This window comes from Hydrogenophaga sp. (assembly GCF_035481345.1).
Taxonomy (GTDB): Bacteria; Pseudomonadota; Gammaproteobacteria; order Burkholderiales; family Burkholderiaceae_C; genus Hydrogenophaga.
The window spans coordinates 1-17,686 of record NZ_DATIGV010000106.1 but is presented as its reverse complement, the minus strand read 5'-3'; the positions used below and the strand labels follow the sequence as shown (position 1 = coordinate 17,686).

The 17,686-nt window shown below is 70.8% G+C and carries 22 protein-coding genes; 2 read left to right on the top strand and 20 right to left on the bottom strand.

Annotation, left to right across the window (positions count from 1 at the left end):
* Window positions 1–60 precede the first annotated feature (60 nt).
* Complete coding sequence (locus VLG41_RS11420; protein ID WP_325349524.1) at window positions 61–543, bottom strand: hypothetical protein; 483 nt, start codon at window positions 541–543, stop codon at window positions 61–63.
* An 84-nt stretch (window positions 544–627) separates the two neighbouring features.
* Complete coding sequence (locus VLG41_RS11415; protein ID WP_325349523.1) at window positions 628–1,197, bottom strand: type III secretion system chaperone; 570 nt, start codon at window positions 1,195–1,197, stop codon at window positions 628–630.
* A 182-nt stretch (window positions 1,198–1,379) separates the two neighbouring features.
* Between VLG41_RS11415 and VLG41_RS11410 the strand changes: the two genes are divergently transcribed.
* The gene (locus tag VLG41_RS11410; protein ID WP_414652489.1) at window positions 1,380–2,450 is read left to right on the top strand and encodes a substrate-binding domain-containing protein; all 1,071 of its coding nucleotides are present in this window, start codon (window positions 1,380–1,382) and stop codon (window positions 2,448–2,450) included.
* Between the two features lie 8 nt (window positions 2,451–2,458).
* Here the strand turns inward: VLG41_RS11410 and VLG41_RS11405 are convergent, their stop codons facing one another.
* The 18 genes from VLG41_RS11405 to VLG41_RS11320 form a co-directional block, all read right to left on the bottom strand.
* Window positions 2,459–3,130, bottom strand: a complete 672-nt coding sequence (locus VLG41_RS11405; RefSeq protein ID WP_325349521.1) for a 2-hydroxychromene-2-carboxylate isomerase — start codon at window positions 3,128–3,130, stop codon at window positions 2,459–2,461.
* Window positions 3,131–3,188: 58 nt separating this feature from the next.
* A complete protein-coding gene (locus VLG41_RS11400; protein WP_325349520.1) occupies window positions 3,189–3,413 on the bottom strand; it encodes a DUF1289 domain-containing protein in 225 nt (74 codons plus the stop codon).
* Complete coding sequence (locus VLG41_RS11395; protein ID WP_325349519.1) at window positions 3,410–3,925, bottom strand: YbaK/EbsC family protein; 516 nt, start codon at window positions 3,923–3,925, stop codon at window positions 3,410–3,412. Before VLG41_RS11395 ends, VLG41_RS11400 begins: the two co-directional genes overlap by 4 nt.
* Window positions 3,922–4,338 carry a type II toxin-antitoxin system VapC family toxin gene (locus VLG41_RS11390; RefSeq protein ID WP_325349518.1) on the bottom strand — a complete coding sequence of 139 codons (417 nt, stop codon included), beginning with the start codon at window positions 4,336–4,338 and terminating at the stop codon, window positions 3,922–3,924. The genes VLG41_RS11395 and VLG41_RS11390 overlap by 4 nt, the downstream gene beginning before the upstream one ends.
* Complete coding sequence (locus VLG41_RS11385; RefSeq protein ID WP_325349517.1) at window positions 4,331–4,555, bottom strand: AbrB/MazE/SpoVT family DNA-binding domain-containing protein; 225 nt, start codon at window positions 4,553–4,555, stop codon at window positions 4,331–4,333. The genes VLG41_RS11390 and VLG41_RS11385 overlap by 8 nt, the downstream gene beginning before the upstream one ends.
* A gap of 57 nt (window positions 4,556–4,612) precedes the next feature.
* Entirely contained in the window at window positions 4,613–5,524 is a 912-nt protein-coding gene (locus VLG41_RS11380; RefSeq protein WP_325349516.1) for a hydroxymethylglutaryl-CoA lyase, read from the bottom strand.
* A gap of 13 nt (window positions 5,525–5,537) precedes the next feature.
* Window positions 5,538–6,458, bottom strand: coding sequence for a glyoxylate/hydroxypyruvate reductase A (locus tag VLG41_RS11375; RefSeq protein WP_325349515.1), 921 nt, complete (start codon window positions 6,456–6,458; stop codon window positions 5,538–5,540).
* Between the two features lie 100 nt (window positions 6,459–6,558).
* On the bottom strand, window positions 6,559–8,592 hold the full coding sequence (locus VLG41_RS11370; protein ID WP_325349514.1) for an acetyl/propionyl/methylcrotonyl-CoA carboxylase subunit alpha: 2,034 nt from the start codon (window positions 8,590–8,592) through the stop codon (window positions 6,559–6,561).
* Window positions 8,585–9,295 (bottom strand): dethiobiotin synthase, encoded by a 711-nt coding sequence (gene bioD, locus VLG41_RS11365; protein ID WP_325349513.1) that lies wholly within the window; start codon window positions 9,293–9,295, stop codon window positions 8,585–8,587. The genes VLG41_RS11370 and bioD overlap by 8 nt, the downstream gene beginning before the upstream one ends.
* Window positions 9,295–10,524: an 8-amino-7-oxononanoate synthase gene (locus tag VLG41_RS11360; protein WP_325349512.1), complete on the bottom strand. Its 1,230-nt coding sequence runs from the start codon at window positions 10,522–10,524 to the stop codon at window positions 9,295–9,297. Before VLG41_RS11360 ends, bioD begins: the two co-directional genes overlap by 1 nt.
* Complete coding sequence (gene bioA / locus VLG41_RS11355; RefSeq protein WP_325349511.1) at window positions 10,514–11,830, bottom strand: adenosylmethionine--8-amino-7-oxononanoate transaminase; 1,317 nt, start codon at window positions 11,828–11,830, stop codon at window positions 10,514–10,516. Before bioA ends, VLG41_RS11360 begins: the two co-directional genes overlap by 11 nt.
* Window positions 11,827–12,030: a hypothetical protein gene (locus tag VLG41_RS11350; protein ID WP_325349510.1), complete on the bottom strand. Its 204-nt coding sequence runs from the start codon at window positions 12,028–12,030 to the stop codon at window positions 11,827–11,829. Before VLG41_RS11350 ends, bioA begins: the two co-directional genes overlap by 4 nt.
* 113 nt (window positions 12,031–12,143) lie before the next feature.
* Window positions 12,144–12,926: an enoyl-CoA hydratase/isomerase family protein gene (locus VLG41_RS11345; RefSeq protein ID WP_325349509.1), complete on the bottom strand. Its 783-nt coding sequence runs from the start codon at window positions 12,924–12,926 to the stop codon at window positions 12,144–12,146.
* A 1-nt stretch (window position 12,927) separates the two neighbouring features.
* Entirely contained in the window at window positions 12,928–14,064 is a 1,137-nt protein-coding gene (locus VLG41_RS11340) for an acyl-CoA dehydrogenase family protein (RefSeq protein ID WP_325349508.1), read from the bottom strand.
* A 28-nt stretch (window positions 14,065–14,092) separates the two neighbouring features.
* Complete coding sequence (locus tag VLG41_RS11335; RefSeq protein WP_325349507.1) at window positions 14,093–14,620, bottom strand: DinB family protein; 528 nt, start codon at window positions 14,618–14,620, stop codon at window positions 14,093–14,095.
* Window positions 14,608–15,015: a type II toxin-antitoxin system VapC family toxin gene (gene vapC / locus VLG41_RS11330; protein ID WP_325349506.1), complete on the bottom strand. Its 408-nt coding sequence runs from the start codon at window positions 15,013–15,015 to the stop codon at window positions 14,608–14,610. The genes VLG41_RS11335 and vapC overlap by 13 nt, the downstream gene beginning before the upstream one ends.
* Entirely contained in the window at window positions 15,012–15,338 is a 327-nt protein-coding gene (locus VLG41_RS11325) for a type II toxin-antitoxin system VapB family antitoxin (protein ID WP_325349505.1), read from the bottom strand. Before VLG41_RS11325 ends, vapC begins: the two co-directional genes overlap by 4 nt.
* Window positions 15,339–15,382: 44 nt before the next feature.
* Window positions 15,383–16,990 carry a carboxyl transferase domain-containing protein gene (locus VLG41_RS11320; protein WP_325349504.1) on the bottom strand — a complete coding sequence of 536 codons (1,608 nt, stop codon included), beginning with the start codon at window positions 16,988–16,990 and terminating at the stop codon, window positions 15,383–15,385.
* Window positions 16,991–17,110: 120 nt separating this feature from the next.
* Here VLG41_RS11320 and VLG41_RS11315 point away from each other — a divergent pair.
* The coding region (locus VLG41_RS11315; RefSeq protein WP_325349503.1) for an AraC family transcriptional regulator at window positions 17,111–17,686 on the top strand (576 nt) is incomplete at its 3' end.

The following is a 17,686-nucleotide window of genomic DNA, read 5'->3' as shown; positions in this document are numbered from 1 at the left end:
TCGGGAAGGGGAACAAGGGCGTTGAGGCAAAGCGGCGATGGCGTCGACGGGCGTGGGGACTCATGGCCCTGCATCGGCGAACAGCCGGCCTTCTTGCCAGCGTTCGACCTGGCTGGCCAGGTGATGCAGGCGCACTCGAAAGGCCTCTTCGGCGCCCTCGGCCAGCGACAGTTCGTCCGTCAGGCACACGGCGTCGGCCCCCGCCTCCAGGCCGAGCACGGCGCCGCTGCCGCGCAGGGCGATGATCAGATTGGCCTGCAGCAAGCGCAGCAGCATCGGCACCACGCCACCCCGCGGCAGCGGCCCCAGCACGCAGATCACGCGCGCGTGGTCGGGGCGGTTGTCGAGGTCGTGCTGCAGCAGCACCGTCTGCGTGCCGACCTTGCATTGCGCGGCCAGCAGCGCGCGCGGATCCAGCGAGGGATTGAGCTCGGGGTCGAGTTCCACCGGGTACCAGACGCAGTTCATGGCCGCCAGCCAGTCGATCAGGTGACGGCGAGGGTCGTGCGTGGCGATGCGAAACATGGGTTCTGTCTGTTGCATGGGCGTGCGAGGTCCTGCCGATCGGGGCGGCGTTGGCGTTCAGGAAGAGGATGGAATGGGCGCCAGAGGCGCGCGGCGTCCCGCTCAGGCGCGCAGGCCAGCGTTCAGTTCGTCGGCGCGGGGTGCGGGCGGGGCGCCGAGGAATTTGTCGCCCCGCCATTGCCGCGCCAGCCCGACCAGCCCCGCCATCGCAGCCACCAGCAGGCGCGCGCTCGCGGTGATCAGCGGCTCCACGTGCAGCAGATGCAAGCAGCGGTCAACGGGTTCGTAGCCGGCCGTGGTGCCCGAGCCCGCCGCGAGGTGGCAGGCCCGCAGCAACTGCCGAAGCACGGCATCGGCCTGGGCGCCGTCCTCGGGCACGGGCCCGAGCGGACAGGACACGGTGAGGCAGAACGGCTTCTGCGAAGGGTCGCACAGCAGCTTCACGGCTTGCGATTCGATCTCGAAATCGAAGACAAAAGGACCATCGCCCGACAGCGGGGCAATGGGCTGGTCTGCGGGCAATTCCTCGGACAGCGCCTTCAACAGGCGTTCGAGCAGTTCGCGGGCTTCGGTTTCGTCCATGAAGTAGGCATCCCGTGTGCGGGTGTGTTGACCGAGCGCTCGCGATGCGTACCGCCATCCCTTCATCGCAAACGCATGACCGTCGTTCATCCAAAAGGCGATCGATGGGTATCCAAACGGCCGATTCCGGTTCTCCACCAATTCATCACGTCAGAACAAGGAAACGATGGGTCCGACCCCGCCGGCGGCCCGGGGCGGCAGACCACTCCTCTAACATGTTTGGTCCTGCACATCAGCACCGCACCGTGGCCAGTCCATCCGCCCCCGATCCCATGCGCGTGAGCCTTCAGCCGCGCTGGCACATGGGCCGCGCCGACGGCAAGCCCTTGGACGCCACCGCCCTGCTGGAGCTGCTGAGCACCGTTCAGGGCACGGGCAGCATCGCCCAGGCCGGACGCGAGGCCGGGCTGTCGTACCGCCACGCCTGGGGCCTGCTGCGCCAGGCCGAGGCCCTGTTCGGCGAGCCGCTGCTGGTGCGGGGGCGCGGCCGCGGATCGGCGCTCACCGCATTGGGCGAGAAGCTGGTGTGGGCCGATGCGCGCATCGCCGCGCGGCTGCAGCCGCTGATGGAATCGCTGGCCTCGGAACTGGAAGACGAGTTGGGCCGCGTGCAGCGGCGCCCACCCGCGGTGGCGCGCTTGCACGCCAGCCACGGCTTTGCGGTGGCCGCGCTGCGCGAGCAGCTCGCGGCGCGCCAGGTGCCGGTGGACCTGCGCTACCGCTCCAGCCTGGAGGCCGTGTCGGCGCTGGCGCACGGCGAGTGCGATCTGGCGGGTTTCCACGTGCCGCTGGGCGAGTTCGAGGCGGCGGCCGCGCAGCGCTACCTTGCCTGGCTGCGGCCCGAGCAGCACCAGCTCGTGCACCTGGCGGTGCGCACGCAGGGCCTGTTCCTGGCGCCCGGCAATCCCTTGGGCCTGCAGGGGCTGCAAGACCTGGCGCGCCCCGGTCTGCGCTTCGTGAACCGGCCCGAGGGCTCGGGCACGCGCGTGCTGATCGAGCTGCTGCTGCAGCGCCAGGGCATCGCGCCGCGTTCGCTGCTGGGCTACGACAACACCGAGTTCACGCACGCGGCCGTGGCGGCCTACGTGGCCAGCGGCATGGCGGACGTGGGCATCGGCGTGCAGACGGCGGCGCACCGCTTCGGCTTGCACTTCATCCCGCTGCTGCGCGAGCGCTACTTCTTCGCGGTGCCGGTCGACGCCATGCAGCGCCCCGGCCTGCGCCCGGTGCTCGCGGTGCTGCGCTCACCGGCGTTTCGCGCGCGGGTGGCGGCGCTCAAGGGCTACGAGGCCGCGCAGACCGGGCGCGTGCTGGCGCTGGGCGAGGCCTTCGAGAAGGCCTGAGGGTCGGTTCAGCGCCGCTGCACGCCCACCGCCGTGCGCGCCGGCGCTTCCCAGGCACCGCTGTCGAACCAGGCATCGCCGTCCAGCCAGGCCTTGAGCATGGGCAGGGCATCGAAGCCCCAGAAGATCCGCCCGTCCACCACCAGCGCGGGCACCCCGAACAGGCCCAGGGTCAGGGCCTCGTCGGTGTTGGCGCGCAGGCGCTGCTTGACGGTGTCGCTGTCGGGCTCGACCCAGTGCCGGCCGCGTTGCGCCACGTGGTCCTGCAAACGGGCCTGCAACTCGGCCAGGCGCGCGGGGTCGGCCGCGTCGGCGCCGCCGTGCCACACGTGCTGGAACAAGAGCTCGGTGACGTAGCGGCTGGTCTCGCCGGGCGCCTCGTCGGTGGCGCTGGCCAGGCCCAGGCGCAGCAGGGGCAGTGGATTGAACGGGTGGGTGGCGGGCAGCTCGAGCCGGATGCCATGCGTGTGCGCGAGCCACTGGATCTGGCGGTAAGTCCAGTCGCGCTTGGCGGGAATTTCGGCCGGGCCGAGCTGACCGTGCGCCTTGAGCAGACCCGCGAACAGCACGGGGCGGTAGTGCAGCACCACGCTGTGGCCCATCAGCGCCTGCGGCAGCGCCGCGAAGGCCAGGTGCGCGTAGGGGGAGATGGGGTCGTAGAAGAACTCGATGTCGGTCATGTGGAAACCTCCGCGCGGCGCGCTGCGGTGCGAGCCCCCTCGGGCGGCCGGGCGGCGCTCATTCGACGATCAACTCCCGCGTCTCGAGCTGCGCCCACACGGCCAGCTTGTCCTCGTCGCTCATGCGGCTCCAGGCGCCGATCTCGCCCAGCGTGCGCAGGCAGCCCACGCACACGCTGCGGCGCTCGTCGAGCCGGCACACGCTCAGGCAGGGGGACGGCACGGCCACGCCGGGCTGGCGCATGCGGGCGCGCTTGAGGCTGGGGCGTTCGGGCGTGTTCATTCGGCCAGGACCTGTACAACGTCGGCCACCGGCGCGCCGGTATAGCGCTCCAGTTCCTGCGGCGTGAGCGGGAACACCGCGTGCGGATGCCCCGCCGCGGCCCAGACCACGTCGAAGCGGAACAGCTCGCGGTCGATCAGCGTGACGGGTTCGTTCGCGTGTGCCAGCGGCGACACGCCACCGATGGAAAAACCCGTCTGCGCTTTCACGAATTCGGCGTCGGCGCGGCCGAGCTTGTGGCCCTCGCCGCAGACCAGGGCCTGCACACGCTTCTCGTCCACGCGACGGTCGCCCGAGGTGATCACCAGCACTGCGCGCTCGTCGCCCTTGCGGCGGAAGATGATGCTCTTGGCGATTTGCCCCAGCGCCACGCCCAGCGCGTCGGCCGCCTGCTGCGCGGTGCGCGCGGCGTCGTCGAGCATGACGGGCGCGTGCGCGTGACCCAGTGCGGCCAGGCAGTCGGCCACGCGGCGGATGGCGGGAGAGGTTTGCAGTTCGGAAACAGGGGTCATAGAGTGGTGGCGCCGTTGAGGCGGGCAGCGGCGCGGTCAAAGGTGAGCATGGTGTCGCATCCCATGTCGCGGTAGCGGGCGAGATGCAGGCAATCGGCGAAATCGGCCGAGCCCTGTTCCCAGGCGTACACGGCGCGCTCCACACTGGCCTCGTGTTCGATGCGCAGATCCCGTGTTTCGAGCAAGCCCTTGAACACACGGAGCACCGCGGCCTTGTCCAGGCCCGCGCGGCTGCGCAGCACCCATTCGAGTTCGAGCAGAACGCCCAGCGCGATCATCACGAGCTGCCCGCGCGTCGCGGCCCTGGCCAGCAGGCGCCGCGCGCGACGCGTCTGCTCGGCGTCATCGGCCAGCACCAGGCGTGCGATGACGTTGGTGTCGAGCCCGACCGGACCCTCGTTGCCTTCAGCCACCCCGCGGCACCTTGAGCTGTTCGACCGGAATCGGCTTGCCCTTGTACCCGGCGAGGCCCGCGAGATCCTTCAGGCTGCGGCGCTTGGCCCGCATGATGACCGTGCCATCGTCCATCAGCGTGAAGTTGAGCTGGTCGTGCGGCTGCAAGCCCAGGCCTTCACGCACTTCCTTCGGAATCGTGGTCTGGCCCTTGGAGGTGAGGGTGGCGTTGTACATCCCGAATCCTTACTTTTTCTCAATTGGTAAGGATTCTAGATCGACCACCGTCGCGGCTCAAGCCTTGCGCTTGGCCAGCACCGCGCGCGCCACGCGCGAGTTGGTGGGCCGGCCCAGCTGTTCGCTGATGTAGGCGCCGGCGTCGATCAGCGCGTCGAGGTCGATGCCGGTGTCGATGCCCATGCCGTGCAGCAGGTAGACGACGTCTTCGGTGGCGACGTTGCCGGTGGCGCCCTTGGCGTAGGGGCAGCCACCCAGGCCGGCCACGGAGGCGTCGAACTGCCACACGCCCATCTCCAGCGCGGCCAGGGTGTTGCCCACGGCCTGGCCGTAGGTGTCGTGGAAGTGGCCCGAGACGGAATCGATGCCGTAGTGCTTGAGCGTGGCGTCGAAGGCGGCCTGCACCTTCTTCGGCGTGCCCACGCCGATGGTGTCGGCCACGCCCACGTGCTCCACGCCGATGCCCTTCATGAGGCCCGCCAGGTACTCCACGCGCGAGGGCGGGATATCGCCCTCGTAGGGGCAGCCCACGGTGCAGCTCATGGCGCCGCGCACGGCGATGCCCTTGGCCTTGGCCGCTTCCACCACGGGCGCGAAGCGCTCGATGCTCTCGGCGATGCTGCAGTTGATGTTCTTCTGGCTGAAGGCCTCGCTGGCGGCACCGAAGACCACGATCTCGTCGGGCCGGTCGGCCAGCGACGCCTCGAAGCCCTTCAGGTTGGGCGTCAGCACCGAGTAACGCACGCCGCTCTGGCGCTGGATGCCCTGCATCACCTCGTGGTTGTCGGCCATCTGCGGCACCCACTTGGGGCTCACGTAGCTGGTGACCTCGATCTCCTTCAGGCCGGCGGCCTGCAGGCGGTGCACCAGTTCGATCTTGACCGCGGCGGGCACGGGCTGCTTTTCGTTCTGCAGGCCGTCGCGCGGGCCGACGTCGACGAGCTTGACGCGATGGGGGAGCGTGTTCATGGGGGTGTCCTTTTCAATAGCCGCGCAGGCGGTCGACCTCGCCCGCGACGGATTCGCCGCGACCCAGGGCGGCGATCTTGCGGGCGATCTGCTCGATGCTTTCCTCGCGCAGGGTGCGGGCCGAGGTGTGCGGCGTGACCGTGATTTTCGGGTGGTTCCAGAAACCATGCGCGGCGGGCAGGGGTTCGGTGCGGAAGACGTCGAGCGTGGCGCCGGCCAGGTGGCCGCTGTCCAGCAGGGCGAGCAGGTCATCGTCGACCAGGTGCGCGCCTCGCGCGAGGTTGATGAGGTAGCCGCCGGGCTTGAGCAGGCTCAGGGTGCGTCGGTTCAGTAGGTTCTCGGTCTCGGGCGTGAGCGGCAGCAGGTTGATCAGCACCCGGCAGCTCGCCAGGAAGGCGTCGAACTGCGCCTCGCCCGCGTGGCAGGTGACGCCGTCGATGGCCTTGGGCGAGCGGCTCCAGCCATGCACGGGAAAGTCGAACACCGTGAGCGCGCGCGCCACGCGCTCGCCGAGCACGCCCAGGCCCATGACGCCCACCGGGTAGTCGGCGCGGGCGCGCGGCTTGCGGTAGCTCCAGCGGCCCTCGCGCACGTCGGCCTCGTAGCCGTCGAGCTCGCGGAAGTGGCGAATCACCGCGTGGCAGGCGAACTCGGCCATCTGCACCGACATGCCGGCGTCGTCGAGCCGCACGATGCGCGTGGCCGGCGCGATGCGCAGCTTGAGCAGCGCGTCCACGCCGGCGCCGGTGTTGAACGCGGCCTTCAAGCCGGGCTGTTCGTCGAAGAAGGCCTGGGGCGGCGCCCACACCACGGCGTAATCGGCGGGCGGGCTGCCGGGCTGCCACACGCTGACGGTGGCGTCGGGGAACGCGGCCTGTAAGCCTTGCTGCCAGGGTTCGGGCTTCTGTTGGCTGACGCAGACGGTGATGTGCATGGGGGGGATGCTAACGAGCGGCGCCGCCGCGGGGCCGCCCCAAGGCGACTCGCGCCCCCTCGGGGGGCAGCGACGACACGCAGTGCGGAGCGTGGGGGCGTCAGTTCGCGCCCGCCAGCTTGAGCAATTCCGCCCCCTCGGCCACCTGGTCGCCCGGCGCGTAAAGCAGCTCGGCCACGGTGCCGTCGGCCGGCGCGGCGATGGTGTGTTCCATCTTCATGGCCTCCATCACCGCCAGCGCCTGGCCTTTCTTCACCGCGTCGCCGGCCTTCACGGCGAAGGACACCACCTTGCCGGGCATGGGCGCGGTGAGGCGGCCGCCCTCGCCCTCGCCTTCGCCCGCATGGGCCAGCAGGTCGATCTCGATCAGGCTGGTGGCACCGCGCGTGGTGAACACGTGCACGGTCTCGCCGGTGGTCCAGGTCTGCACGGTGTCGCGGCGGCCGGCGAACTGCAGGTCGAAGCGGCCGTCGTTCAGGGGCTCGACCACCAGCGGGCCCTGCACGTCGCCCAGCGCGAGCGTGAGCGCACCGTCGCGGCCATAGGTGAGCGTGGCCTGCAAGGTGGCGCCGGCCAGCTCGAAGTCGAAGCGGCGCGTGGTGAGGCCGTGCGAGCGGAAGCCGTCGCGGCGCGAGAAGGGATCGGCGCCCTCCATCGCGCGCTCGCCCAGCAGGGTCTGCGCCACGGCGGCGGCCACCGCCGTGGGCGTGCCCACGCGGTCTTGCTGGAACAGCACGGCCGATTCGCGTGGGATCAGGGCCGTGTCGAGCCGCGCCTTCGCGAAGGACTCGCTGCCCACCACGTACCGCAGGAACTGCACGTTGGTGGCCAGGCCCACGATGCGCGTCTCGGCCAGCGCCGCGTCGAGGCGCGCCAGCGCCTGCTCGCGGGTGTCGCCGTGCACGATGAGCTTGGCGATCATGGAGTCGTAGAAGGGGCTGATGGCGTCGCCCTCGCGCACGCCATCGTCGAAGCGAACCCCGGCCGCCAGGCCGTTCCCGTCCGTGCGTTCGAAGGCGGCATGCGCCGGCTTGCGGTACACGCGCAGCGTGCCGGTGGCGGGCAGGAACTGGTTGTCGGGGTTCTCGGCGCAGATGCGCGCCTCGATGGCGTGACCGCTCATGCGCAGCTGGTCCTGCCGCAGCGGCAGCGGCTCGCCGCCGGCCACGCGCAACTGCCACTCCACCAGGTCGAGGCCGGTGATGGCTTCGGTCACCGGGTGCTCCACCTGCAGGCGCGTGTTCATCTCCATGAAGTAGAAGCGCATGGCCTCGGGGTGGTCGTAGCCCTCGGGCTGCTCGACGATGAATTCCACCGTGCCGGCGCCCACGTAGTTCACGGCCTTGGCCGCCGCCACCGCCGCCTCGCCCATGCGCTGGCGCAGCTCGGGCGTCATGCCGGGCGCGGGCGCTTCCTCCAGTACCTTCTGGTGGCGCCGCTGCACCGAGCAGTCGCGCTCGAACAGGTAGACGCAGTTGCCGTGCGTGTCGCCGAACACCTGGATCTCGATGTGGCGCGGGCGTTGCACGTACTTCTCGATCAGCACCGCGTCGCTGCCGAAGCTGTTGCGCGCCTCGCGCTGGCAGCTCGCCAGCGCGGCGGCGAAATCCTCGCTCTTCTCGACCACGCGCATGCCCTTGCCGCCGCCGCCCGCGCTGGCCTTGATGAGCGCGGGGTAGCCGATGCGATCGGCCTCGCGCTGCAGCAGGGCCGGGTCCTGGTCGGTGCCGTGGTAACCGGGCACCAGGGGCACACCGGCCTTTTCCATCAGGCGCTTGGATTCGGCCTTCAGGCCCATGGCCTCGATGGCCGACGAGGGCGGGCCGATGAAGACCAAGCCGGCCTTCGCGCAGGCGTCGGCGAAGGCCTCGTTCTCGCTGAGGAAGCCGTAGCCGGGGTGAATGGCCTGCGCGCCCGTGGCCTGGGCGGCCGCGATGATGCGCTCCCATTGCAGGTAGCTCTCCTTGGGCGCGGAGCCGCCGATGTGCACGGCTTCGTCGCAAGCCGCCACGTGGCGGGCGCGCGCGTCGGCGTCGGAGTAGACGGCGACGGTCTTCACGCCCAGGCGGCGCGCGGTGGCGGCGACGCGGCAGGCGATTTCGCCGCGGTTGGCGATGAGGATCTTGTCAAACATGGGAGGGTCTCCGCGTTGAGGCCCACGCCGGTGCGTGGTCCAGGGTGAGGTGGCGCGCGACGGCGCCAGGCGTGGGATCGGCCAGGCGCGGCAGGCACGCCCAGCGGGGCGCCTGCAGCAGGTCTTGCAGCGAGCGCAGGTTCTCGTCGAGGGGGGCGAACGCCGGGTCGATGGTGTTGGCGACCCAGCCCGCCAGCCGCAGGCCGCGCGCGCGCACGGCCTCGGCCGTGAGCGCGGCGTGGTTGAGGCAGCCCAGGCGCAGGCCCACCACCAGCAGCACGGGCAGGCCGAGGTCGACGGCGAGGTCGGCCGTGTCCCAACCCGGCAGCAGCGGCACGCGAAAACCGCCCACGCCTTCGACCACCAGCAGGTCGGCGCGCGATGCAAGCGCGCGCGCCGCCGCCAGCACGGCCTCGCGGTCCAGGGGCCGGCCTTCGTGAGCGGCCGCGATGTGCGGCGCGCAGGCCTCGCGCCACTGGAAGGGGCCGATCTCGGCCTCGCTCAGGCCCAGGGTCTGTGCGGCGTGCAGGTGGCGCACGTCTTCGTTGAACCAGGCGCCGTCCGCGCCGCGCCGCTGGCCGGCCGCCAGGGGCTTGAAGGGCGCCACGCGCCAGCCCCGCGCTTGCAGCGCGTGCACCAGGCCGGCGCTCACGCAGGTCTTGCCGATCTCGGTGTCGGTGCCGGTGACGAAGAGGCCTTGCATCAGGCGGTCTCCTCGGACAGCGACAGGGCGGCGAGTTCGAGCGCGTGCAGCAGGCGCTCGACGTCTCCGGCGCTGTGCTCGGCGCACAGGGTCACGCGCAGGCGCGCGGTGCCCACCGGCACCGTGGGCGGCCGAATGCCCGCCACGCGCAGGCCCTGGGTCTCAAGCCGCGCCGACAAGGCCATGGCCCGGGCGTTACCGCCCACCACGAGGGCCTGCACCGGCGTGTGCGACTCGAGCAGGTGCCAGCCCAGTTCGGGGTGGCGCGCCAGCAGGGCCTGTGCGCCGGCGCGCCACTGCGCGATGCGCTCGCGCAGCGCGGCGCGGCGCCGCGCCCCCTCGGGGCCGTGGATCAAACGCAGGGATGCGAGCACGGCGTGTTCCAGCGCGGGCGGCGTGGCGGTGGAGAAGATGTAGTGGCGCGCGCGCTGCAACAGGAACTCGACGACGCGGTCCTGCGCCACCACGAAGGCGCCCGCCACGCCCGCGGCCTTGCCCAGGGTGCCCACGAGCACCAGCCGCTCGCTGCGCAGGCCCAGGTGCTGCAGGGCGCCCAGACCCTGCTCGCCCAGCACGCCGAAGCCGTGCGCGTCGTCGACCATCAGCAGCGCGTCGTGCGCCTCGGCCAGGACCAGCAGTTCGCGCAGGGGCGCGATGTCGCCGTCCATGCTGAAGACGCTGTCGGTGGCGATGAGCTTGCGCGGCGCGGCGCTGGCGGCCAGCCGCGCGGCCAGGGCGTCGATGTCGGCGTGCGGGTAGACGCTCACCCGCGCACGGGCCAGGCGCGCGCCGTCGATGAGGGAGGCGTGGTTGAGCTGGTCGCAGAACAACTCGACATCGGCGTCGCCGAGCGCGGTGAGCACACCCATGTTGGCCATGTAGCCGGTGCAGAAACCCAGCGCGCGGGCCTGGGGAATGTGCCCGGCGAAGGCCTGCGCCAGCCAGTGCGCGACGGCCTCGTGGGCCGCGCTGTGACCGCTCACCAGGGGCGAGGCGCCCGAGCCGCCGCCCCAGTGGCGAGCGCCCTCCACCAGGGCCTCGGCGATGGCGGGGTGCGCGGCCAGGCCGAGGTAGTCGTTGCTGCAGAACAGCAGCAACTCGCGCGAGTGGCCTTGGGCATCGCGCACGCGCTGGCGTGGCGCCGTGCCCGTCTCGGCGACGCGCAGATGGCGCCGCAGGCCGCCCGCATCGAGTTCGTCCAGGCGCTGGCGCAGGTGCTCAGACCACATCGTTGAGCGTCGCCGTGACCGAGTCGGCCAGCCAGGCCGCGATCGGTGGGGTGATGAGGTAGGGCGGCATGAGGTAGACCGTGCGCCCGATGGGACGGATGAGCAGCTCGCGCGTGCGCGCCGCGAGGTGGAAGCGCTCGGCGAAATCGGCTGGCGCGCCCGGCACGTCGAAGGCAAGGAGGGTGCCGCGCTGGCGCGGATGCGCCACGCGGGGATCGCGCGCCAGCGGCGCAAAGGCCTCATCGAGCCAGCGGGCCTGCTCGGCGCAGCGCGCCTCCTGGCCGGCGTCGAAGCGGTCGAGCACGGCGTTGGCGGCGGCGCAGGCCAGGGGGTTGCCGGTGTAGGAATGCGAGTGCAGGAAACCGCGCGTGGGGTCGTCGGACCAGAAGGCCTGGAACACGGCCTCGGTGCTCAGCACCACCGACAGCGGCAAGGTGCCGCCGGTGATGCCCTTGGACAGCAGCAGGAAGTCAGGCCAGTCCGCCGGGCCGGCCGGCTCGGTGTGCGACCAGGCGAAGAAGCGCCCGGTGCGCCCGCAGCCCACCGCGATCTCGTCGGCGATCAGGTGCACGCCGTGCGCGCTGCACAAGCGGCGCAGCTCGCTCAGGTAGCGCGGCGAATGCATCACCATGCCGGCCGCGCCCTGCACCAGCGGCTCCACCAGCACCGCGGCCAGGCGGTCGGCCTCGCGTTCGAGCAGCGCGGCCAGGGTGGCCAGGGCCTGGTCCTCGTTGCCGAGGCGGGTGTCGGGCGCGTCCACCAGGTGGCTGCGCATCAGCAGGGGGTCGTAGGCGTCGCGAAAGATCGCGACGTCGGTGACGGAGAGCGCGCCCAGGGTCTCGCCGTGGTAGCCGCCGCGCAGGGCAACGAAGCCGCGCTTGCCTTCCAGGCCCAGGTTGCGCCAGGCGTGAAAGCTCTGCTTGAGCGCGATCTCCACCGCGCTGGCGCCATCGCTGCCGAAGGAGGCGTGCGCCAGCGCGCCACCGGTGCGCGCGCACAGCCGTTCGGCCAGGCGCACCACGGGCTCGTGCGTGCAGCCGGCCAGCATGGCGTGCGGCAGTGTGTGCAGTTGCGCGGTGATGGCCGCGCGCAGGCCCTCGTCGCTGTGGCCGAAGAGATTGACCCACCAGGACGAGATGGCGTCGAAGTAGCGGTGGCCCTCGGTGTCGAACAGCCAGGGGCCTTCGCCGCGTGCCAGGGGCAGCGGCGGGCGGCGGGCGGCGCGCGCCATCTGCGTGCAGGGGTGCCAGACGCGCGCCAGGCTGCGGGCGGCCAGCTCGGGCCATATCAGGTTGTTGTTGTTCATGCCGGTTCTTGCGCCCGCCCCAGCACGCGCCGCCACAGCGCGTGCAGGAAACGGAACAGCGTCCACGTGATCCACCACATGGCGAGCACGATAACCACCAGCAACACGGCAAACACCAGGGGGTGATTCGTGGCCAGCCACAGCGGGGCCACCAGCGCCAGCGGCTCAGGGGTGCCCAGGGATTGCAGTGCGTCATTCATGTCGCGTTGCCCCAGAGCACCCGAGGAACTGGCTTTCCAGGCCTCTGGGTGCGCCCCATTCCCGCCGCAGGCGAGAGAGGGGAGCCGCGAAGCGGCGCGGGGGGTGCTTCATTTCACAACCAGTTCGGCGCGCGTTTGTTGAGGAAGGAGGCCAGGCCTTCGCGGCCCTCCTCGCTGGCGCGGACGTCGGCGATGCGGCGCGCGGTGTCGGCGCGCAGTTCGGCCGTGATCGGCTGGCCCGCCACGTCGCGCACCAGGGCCTTGCAGGCGCGCGCGGCGGCGGGGCCGTTGTTGACCAGGGTGGTGACGATCTCGTCGACCCGGGCGTCCAGCGTCTCGGGCGTGGCCAGTTCGTGCACCATGCCCAGGGCCTGGGCCTGTGCGGCGCTGAAGCGCTCGGCCGTGACCATGTAGCGGCGCGCGGCCTGCGCGCCCATGGCGCGGATGACGTAGGGGCTGATGGTGGCGGGCAGCAGGCCCAGGCGCGCCTCGGACAGGCAGAAGGTCGCGCCCTCCACCGCCACCAGCACGTCGCAGATGGCCGCCAGGCCCATGCCGCCCGCGTAGCAGTCGCCCTGCACGCGCCCCACCACGGGCACGGGGCACTGGTCCAGGGTCCAGAGCATGTCGGCCAGGCGCTGCGCGTCGGCGCGGTTGTCGTCCCAGGAGTAGCCGGCCATGGCCTTCATCCAGTTCAGGTCGGCACCGGCGCAGAAGGCCTTGCCGTGCGCGCCCAGCACCACCACGCGCAGGTCCTTGTCCTGCGACAGGGCGTCGAAGGCGCGCGTGAGCGCGGCGATCACCTCGTCGTTGAAGGCGTTGCGCACGTCCGGGCGGTTGAGCCACACGCACGCCACGTGGGCGCTGGGGCGGGACACATCGATCACGTCGCTCATCTCAATACCTCTTCGCTACTTCTTCCAGCATCACTTCCGTCGCGCCGCCGCCGATGGCCAGCACGCGCGCGTCGCGCCACAGGCGCTCGATGGCCGTCTCGCGGATGAAGCCCATGCCGCCGTGGAACTGCTGGCAGGTCTGCACGACCTCGTTCACCAGCTCGCCGGTCAGCGCCTTGAGCATGGACACCTGCTGCACGATGTCCCTGCCCTGCGTCACGCTCCAGGCGCAGTGGTACATGAACTGGCGCGCCGCGCGCACCTTGGCGTCGAGCATGGACAGGCGCTGGCGGATCACCTGCTGATCCCACAGCGGCCCGCCGAAGGCCTGGCGCTGTCGCACGTGGTCCAGTGTGAGCTGCAGCGCGCGCTGGCAGTGGCCCACGGCCATGGCGCCGAGCGCGATGCGCTCGGTCTGGAAGTTCTTCATCACCGCGTAGAAGCCCTTGCCCTCTTCGCCCAGCAGGTGGGCGGCGGGCACGCGCACGTTGTCGAAGACCAGCTCGGCGGTGTCGGAGCTGAGCCAGCCCGTCTTGTGCAGGGCCCGGCCCACGCTGAAGCCGGGCGTGCCCTTCTCGACGATGAACATCGAGACCTCGCGCTTGCCGGGCCCGGTCTTGGCCGCGACGAAGTACAGGTCGGCGTGCACGCCGTTGGTGATGAACATCTTGGTGCCGTTGATGACCCAGTGGTCACCGTCGCGCTTCGCGTTCGTGCGGATGCCCGCGACGTCGGAGCCCGCGCCGGGCTCGGTGATGGCGACCGCGCAGATCGATTCGCCGGCACAGACCCTGGGCAGGTGCTTCGCCTTCTGCGCGGCGTTGCCCGCGTGGTGCAGGTGCGGGCCGGCCATGTCGGTGTGCACGAGCACGGTGATGACGAAGCCGGCGAAGGTGCTCTGCGACAGGGCCTCGGCGAACACCAGGTTGGTCAGCGCGTCGGCGTCGCCGCCGCCGTGCTCGCCCTCGAAGGCAATGCCCAGCAGGCCGGCCTGGCCCATGCGGCGCAGCACCTCGCGCGGCACGAAGCCCTGTTCTTCCCAGGCCTGGGCGTGCGGCTCCACCTCGCGCGCGATGAAGCGCGCCACCTGCTCGCGCAGGGTCTGGTGCTCGGGGGTGTCGTAGATCGTGGTTTCCACAGCTTTGTCTCCGTCGAGGTCGCCGGCTTCAGCCGGTCTTGGCTTCCTGTATCTGCAGGAAGTAAACGAGGTCCAGTTCAGGGCCCGGCTGCCCGAGCATGGTGAGCGCCGCGGTGATCTGGCCGCGGTGATGCGTGGCGTGGTTGAACACGTGAGCCAGCGTGGGGGCGAAAGGCAGGTCCACGACGGCCCCGGTCATGCGCGTATAGCGGATGCGGCCATCGAAGCGTTCTGCGGGCCAGGCCGCGATCGCGCCTTCCCAGGCGATGGCGCCATCGAGCACCGCCCGCGCCAGCCGGGCACGATCGGGCTCGGCCTCCGCATCCAGCCGCAGCGCGGGCGATTCGCCGTGCGCGAAGCGTCTGAACCACAGCAGGCACTCGCCCACCAGCAGGTGGTTCAGCGTGCCGTGCACGCTCTTGAAGAACAGGCCGACGTTGCGCCGGTAGGCCTCGCCGTCGAGCGCGGCCACCGCGTCCAGCAGGCGCCGTGTGGCCCAGGCGTGGTAGCGCGCGAGGGTGAGGAAGTGGGTGGGCCAGGGGCTCAGTGCGGCCACGTGTCCAGCCCTCCCAGGCCCTTGAGGGCCTCGAAGTCAGCGTCGCGGTGCAGCAGCACGTGGCCATGCGTCATGCAGTAGCTGGCCAGCAGCACGTCGATGGGACTGCGCACGGTGCGGCCCGTCTCGCGCAGGCGGCGGTACAGCGTGGCCGCTTGCAGGGCGTTGTCCACGCCCCCGATCTCCACCACTTCCAGCGCCAGCAACAGATCGCGCGCCCGGGCCTGTGCCCTGGCCGTGGCAAATCCGCGCACCACTTCAAACACCACCAGATCCGCCACGCCAATGTCTTGCGGACCGTCCTGCCCGGACAGCCAACGCTCCAGTTGCCGGGTCTGGGCGTTCGCGGTGCCGCGAAAGTGGTCGATCCATACGCTGGAGTCCACGAGGATCATGCCGACTTGCCCCGTGCCCGCTTGGCCGGCTTCGCGGCCGCTGTCTTTTGCACTTTCGCGCGCGACGCGCCGGCCTTCGCCCGATAGGGTGTCGCGGCCACTTCGGCGACCGCCAGAGACTGGGCTTCTTCACGGGCCTTGGCCCATGCTGCATCCGAGTCGTCCCAAAAGAGGGTGCCACGCGCGGCGAGCAAATCGGCGTAGGCCTTGCGCCGCTTGATCAGGCGCAAGCCCTCTTCCACCGCTTCCCGTTTGGTCTTGAATTCGCCGGCCGCCATGGCAGCCGCCATCAAGTCGTCATCAATGTCGATGTTTGTTCGCATGCCAATCACACTTGAATGTGTATGAAACATTCAAATCATACACATCACATGCGGAACACGCCAAACTTCGGCTCGCCGATCGGCGCGTTCAGCGTGGCCGACAGGGCCAGCGCCAGCACGCGTCGCGTGTCGGCGGGGTCGATCACGCCGTCGTCCCACAGGCGGGCGCTGGAGAAATACGGGTGCGACTGGTGCGCGAACTGGTCCAGCAGGGGCTGCTTGAACTTGGCTTCCTCGTCCGCGCTCCACTGCCCGCCCTTGGCCTCGATGCCGTCGCGCTTGACGGTGGCCAGCACGCTCGCGGCCTGCTCGCCGCCCATGACGCTGATGCGCGCGTTGGGCCACATCCAGAGAAAGCGCGGGCTGTAGGCGCGGCCGCACATGCCGTAGTTGCCCGCGCCGTAGCTGCCGCCGATGATGACGGTGAACTTGGGCACCTGCACCGTGGCCACGGCCGTCACCATCTTGGCGCCGTGGCGCGCGATGCCCTCGCTCTCGTACTTGCGGCCCACCATGAAGCCGGTGATGTTCTGCAAGAACAGCAGCGGCACCTTGCGCTGGCCGCACAGCTCGATGAAGTGCGCGCCCTTCTGCGCGCTTTCGGAGAACAGCACGCCGTTGTTGGCCACGATGCCGATGGGCATGCCCTCGATGTGTGCGAAGCCGCAGACAAGGGTGCTGCCAAAGCGCGCCTTGAACTCGTGGAACTCGGAGCCGTCCACCAGGCGCGCGATGATTTCGCGCACGTCGTAGGGCTTGCGCACGTCGGTGGGGATGACGCCGTAGATCTCCTCGGGCGCGTACTTCGGCGCGCGCGGCTCGATCAGCGCCTGCGCCACCTCCTTGCGGTGGTTGAGCGTGGCCACGGCCTGGCGCGCCAGCGCGATGGCGTGCGCATCGTTCTGCGCCAGGTGGTCGGCCACGCCCGAGAGGCGCGTGTGCACGTCGCCGCCGCCCAGGTCCTCGGCGCTCACGATCTCGCCGATGGCGGCCTTCACCAGCGGCGGGCCGCCCAGGAAGATGGTGCCCTGGTTCTTGACGATGATGGTCTCGTCGCTCATGGCGGGCACGTAGGCGCCACCCGCCGTGCATGAGCCCATCACCACCGCGATCTGCGCGATGCCCTGCGCGCTCATGTTGGCCTGGTTGTAGAAGATGCGGCCGAAGTGGTCGCGGTCGGGGAAGACCTCGTCCTGGTTGGGCAGGTTGGCGCCGCCCGAATCCACCAGGTAGATGCACGGCAGGTGGTTCTGCATCGCCACCTCCTGCGCGCGCAGGTGCTTCTTCACCGTCATGGGGTAGTAGGTGCCGCCCTTCACGGTGGCGTCGTTGCAGACGATCAGGCAGTCGACCCCGCTGACGCGGCCGATGCCGGCGATCACGCCGGCGCAGGGCGCGTCGCCGTGGTACATGCCGTGCGCGGCCAGCGGCGCCAGCTCCAGGAAGGGCGTGCCCGGGTCCAGCAGCATCTGCACGCGGTCGCGCGGCAGCAGCTTGCCGCGCTTGACGTGCTTGGCGCGCGCGGCCTCGCCACCGCCCTGCGCGGCCTTGGCGAGCTGGACCTTGAGGTCCTCCACCTGGGCGCGCATGGCCTCGGCGTTGGCCTGGAAGTCGGCGGAGCGGGGGTTGAGCTTGGTCTCCAGGATGGGCATGGCCGGTCTCGTCTTGTGTGTGTGCGAACGCCGGGAGGGTACACCCGGGGGCGGTTGGGCCGGTCGCCACGGCGGTTGCAAATTGCGCCACACCCCGGTTCGCGATGGCACACTCGCCCCATGCCCGCGGACACCACCGAACTGCTGCAAGGGCCGGCCCTTACCCCCATTGCGCTGGTCAAGGCCATGGCACTGGCCTACCGGGCGCGCGGCATGGACCCCGCCCACGCACTGGCACAGGCACAAATTCCGCCAGAACGGCTGAACGATTCGCGGGCGCGCATCACGGCCGCGCAGATGGAGGCCGTGTCCTACGCGGCCATGCGCGAACTTGACGACGAGGCCCTGGGCTGTTTCGAGCGCGCGCTGCCTTGGGGCAGCTATGGGCTGCTGGGGCGCGCCTCGCTGTCGGCGCCCACGCTGGGCGTGGCGCTCAAGCGCTGGTGCCGACACCACGGGCTGCTCGCCAACGCCATCGCGCTGGGCGTGGAGGCCAGTGGCGAGCGCGCCGAGATCGTGCTGCGCCTGCACCGCGACCCGGGTGCGCTGACCGAGCTGTGCGTGGTCTCGGTGCTGCGCAACATCCACGGCCTGGCGGCCTGGTTCGTGGACTCGCGCATCCCCTTGCTGGAGGCACGCTTTCCCTACGCGCCGCCGCCACACGTCGACGCCTACCCGGTGCTGTTCGATGCGCCG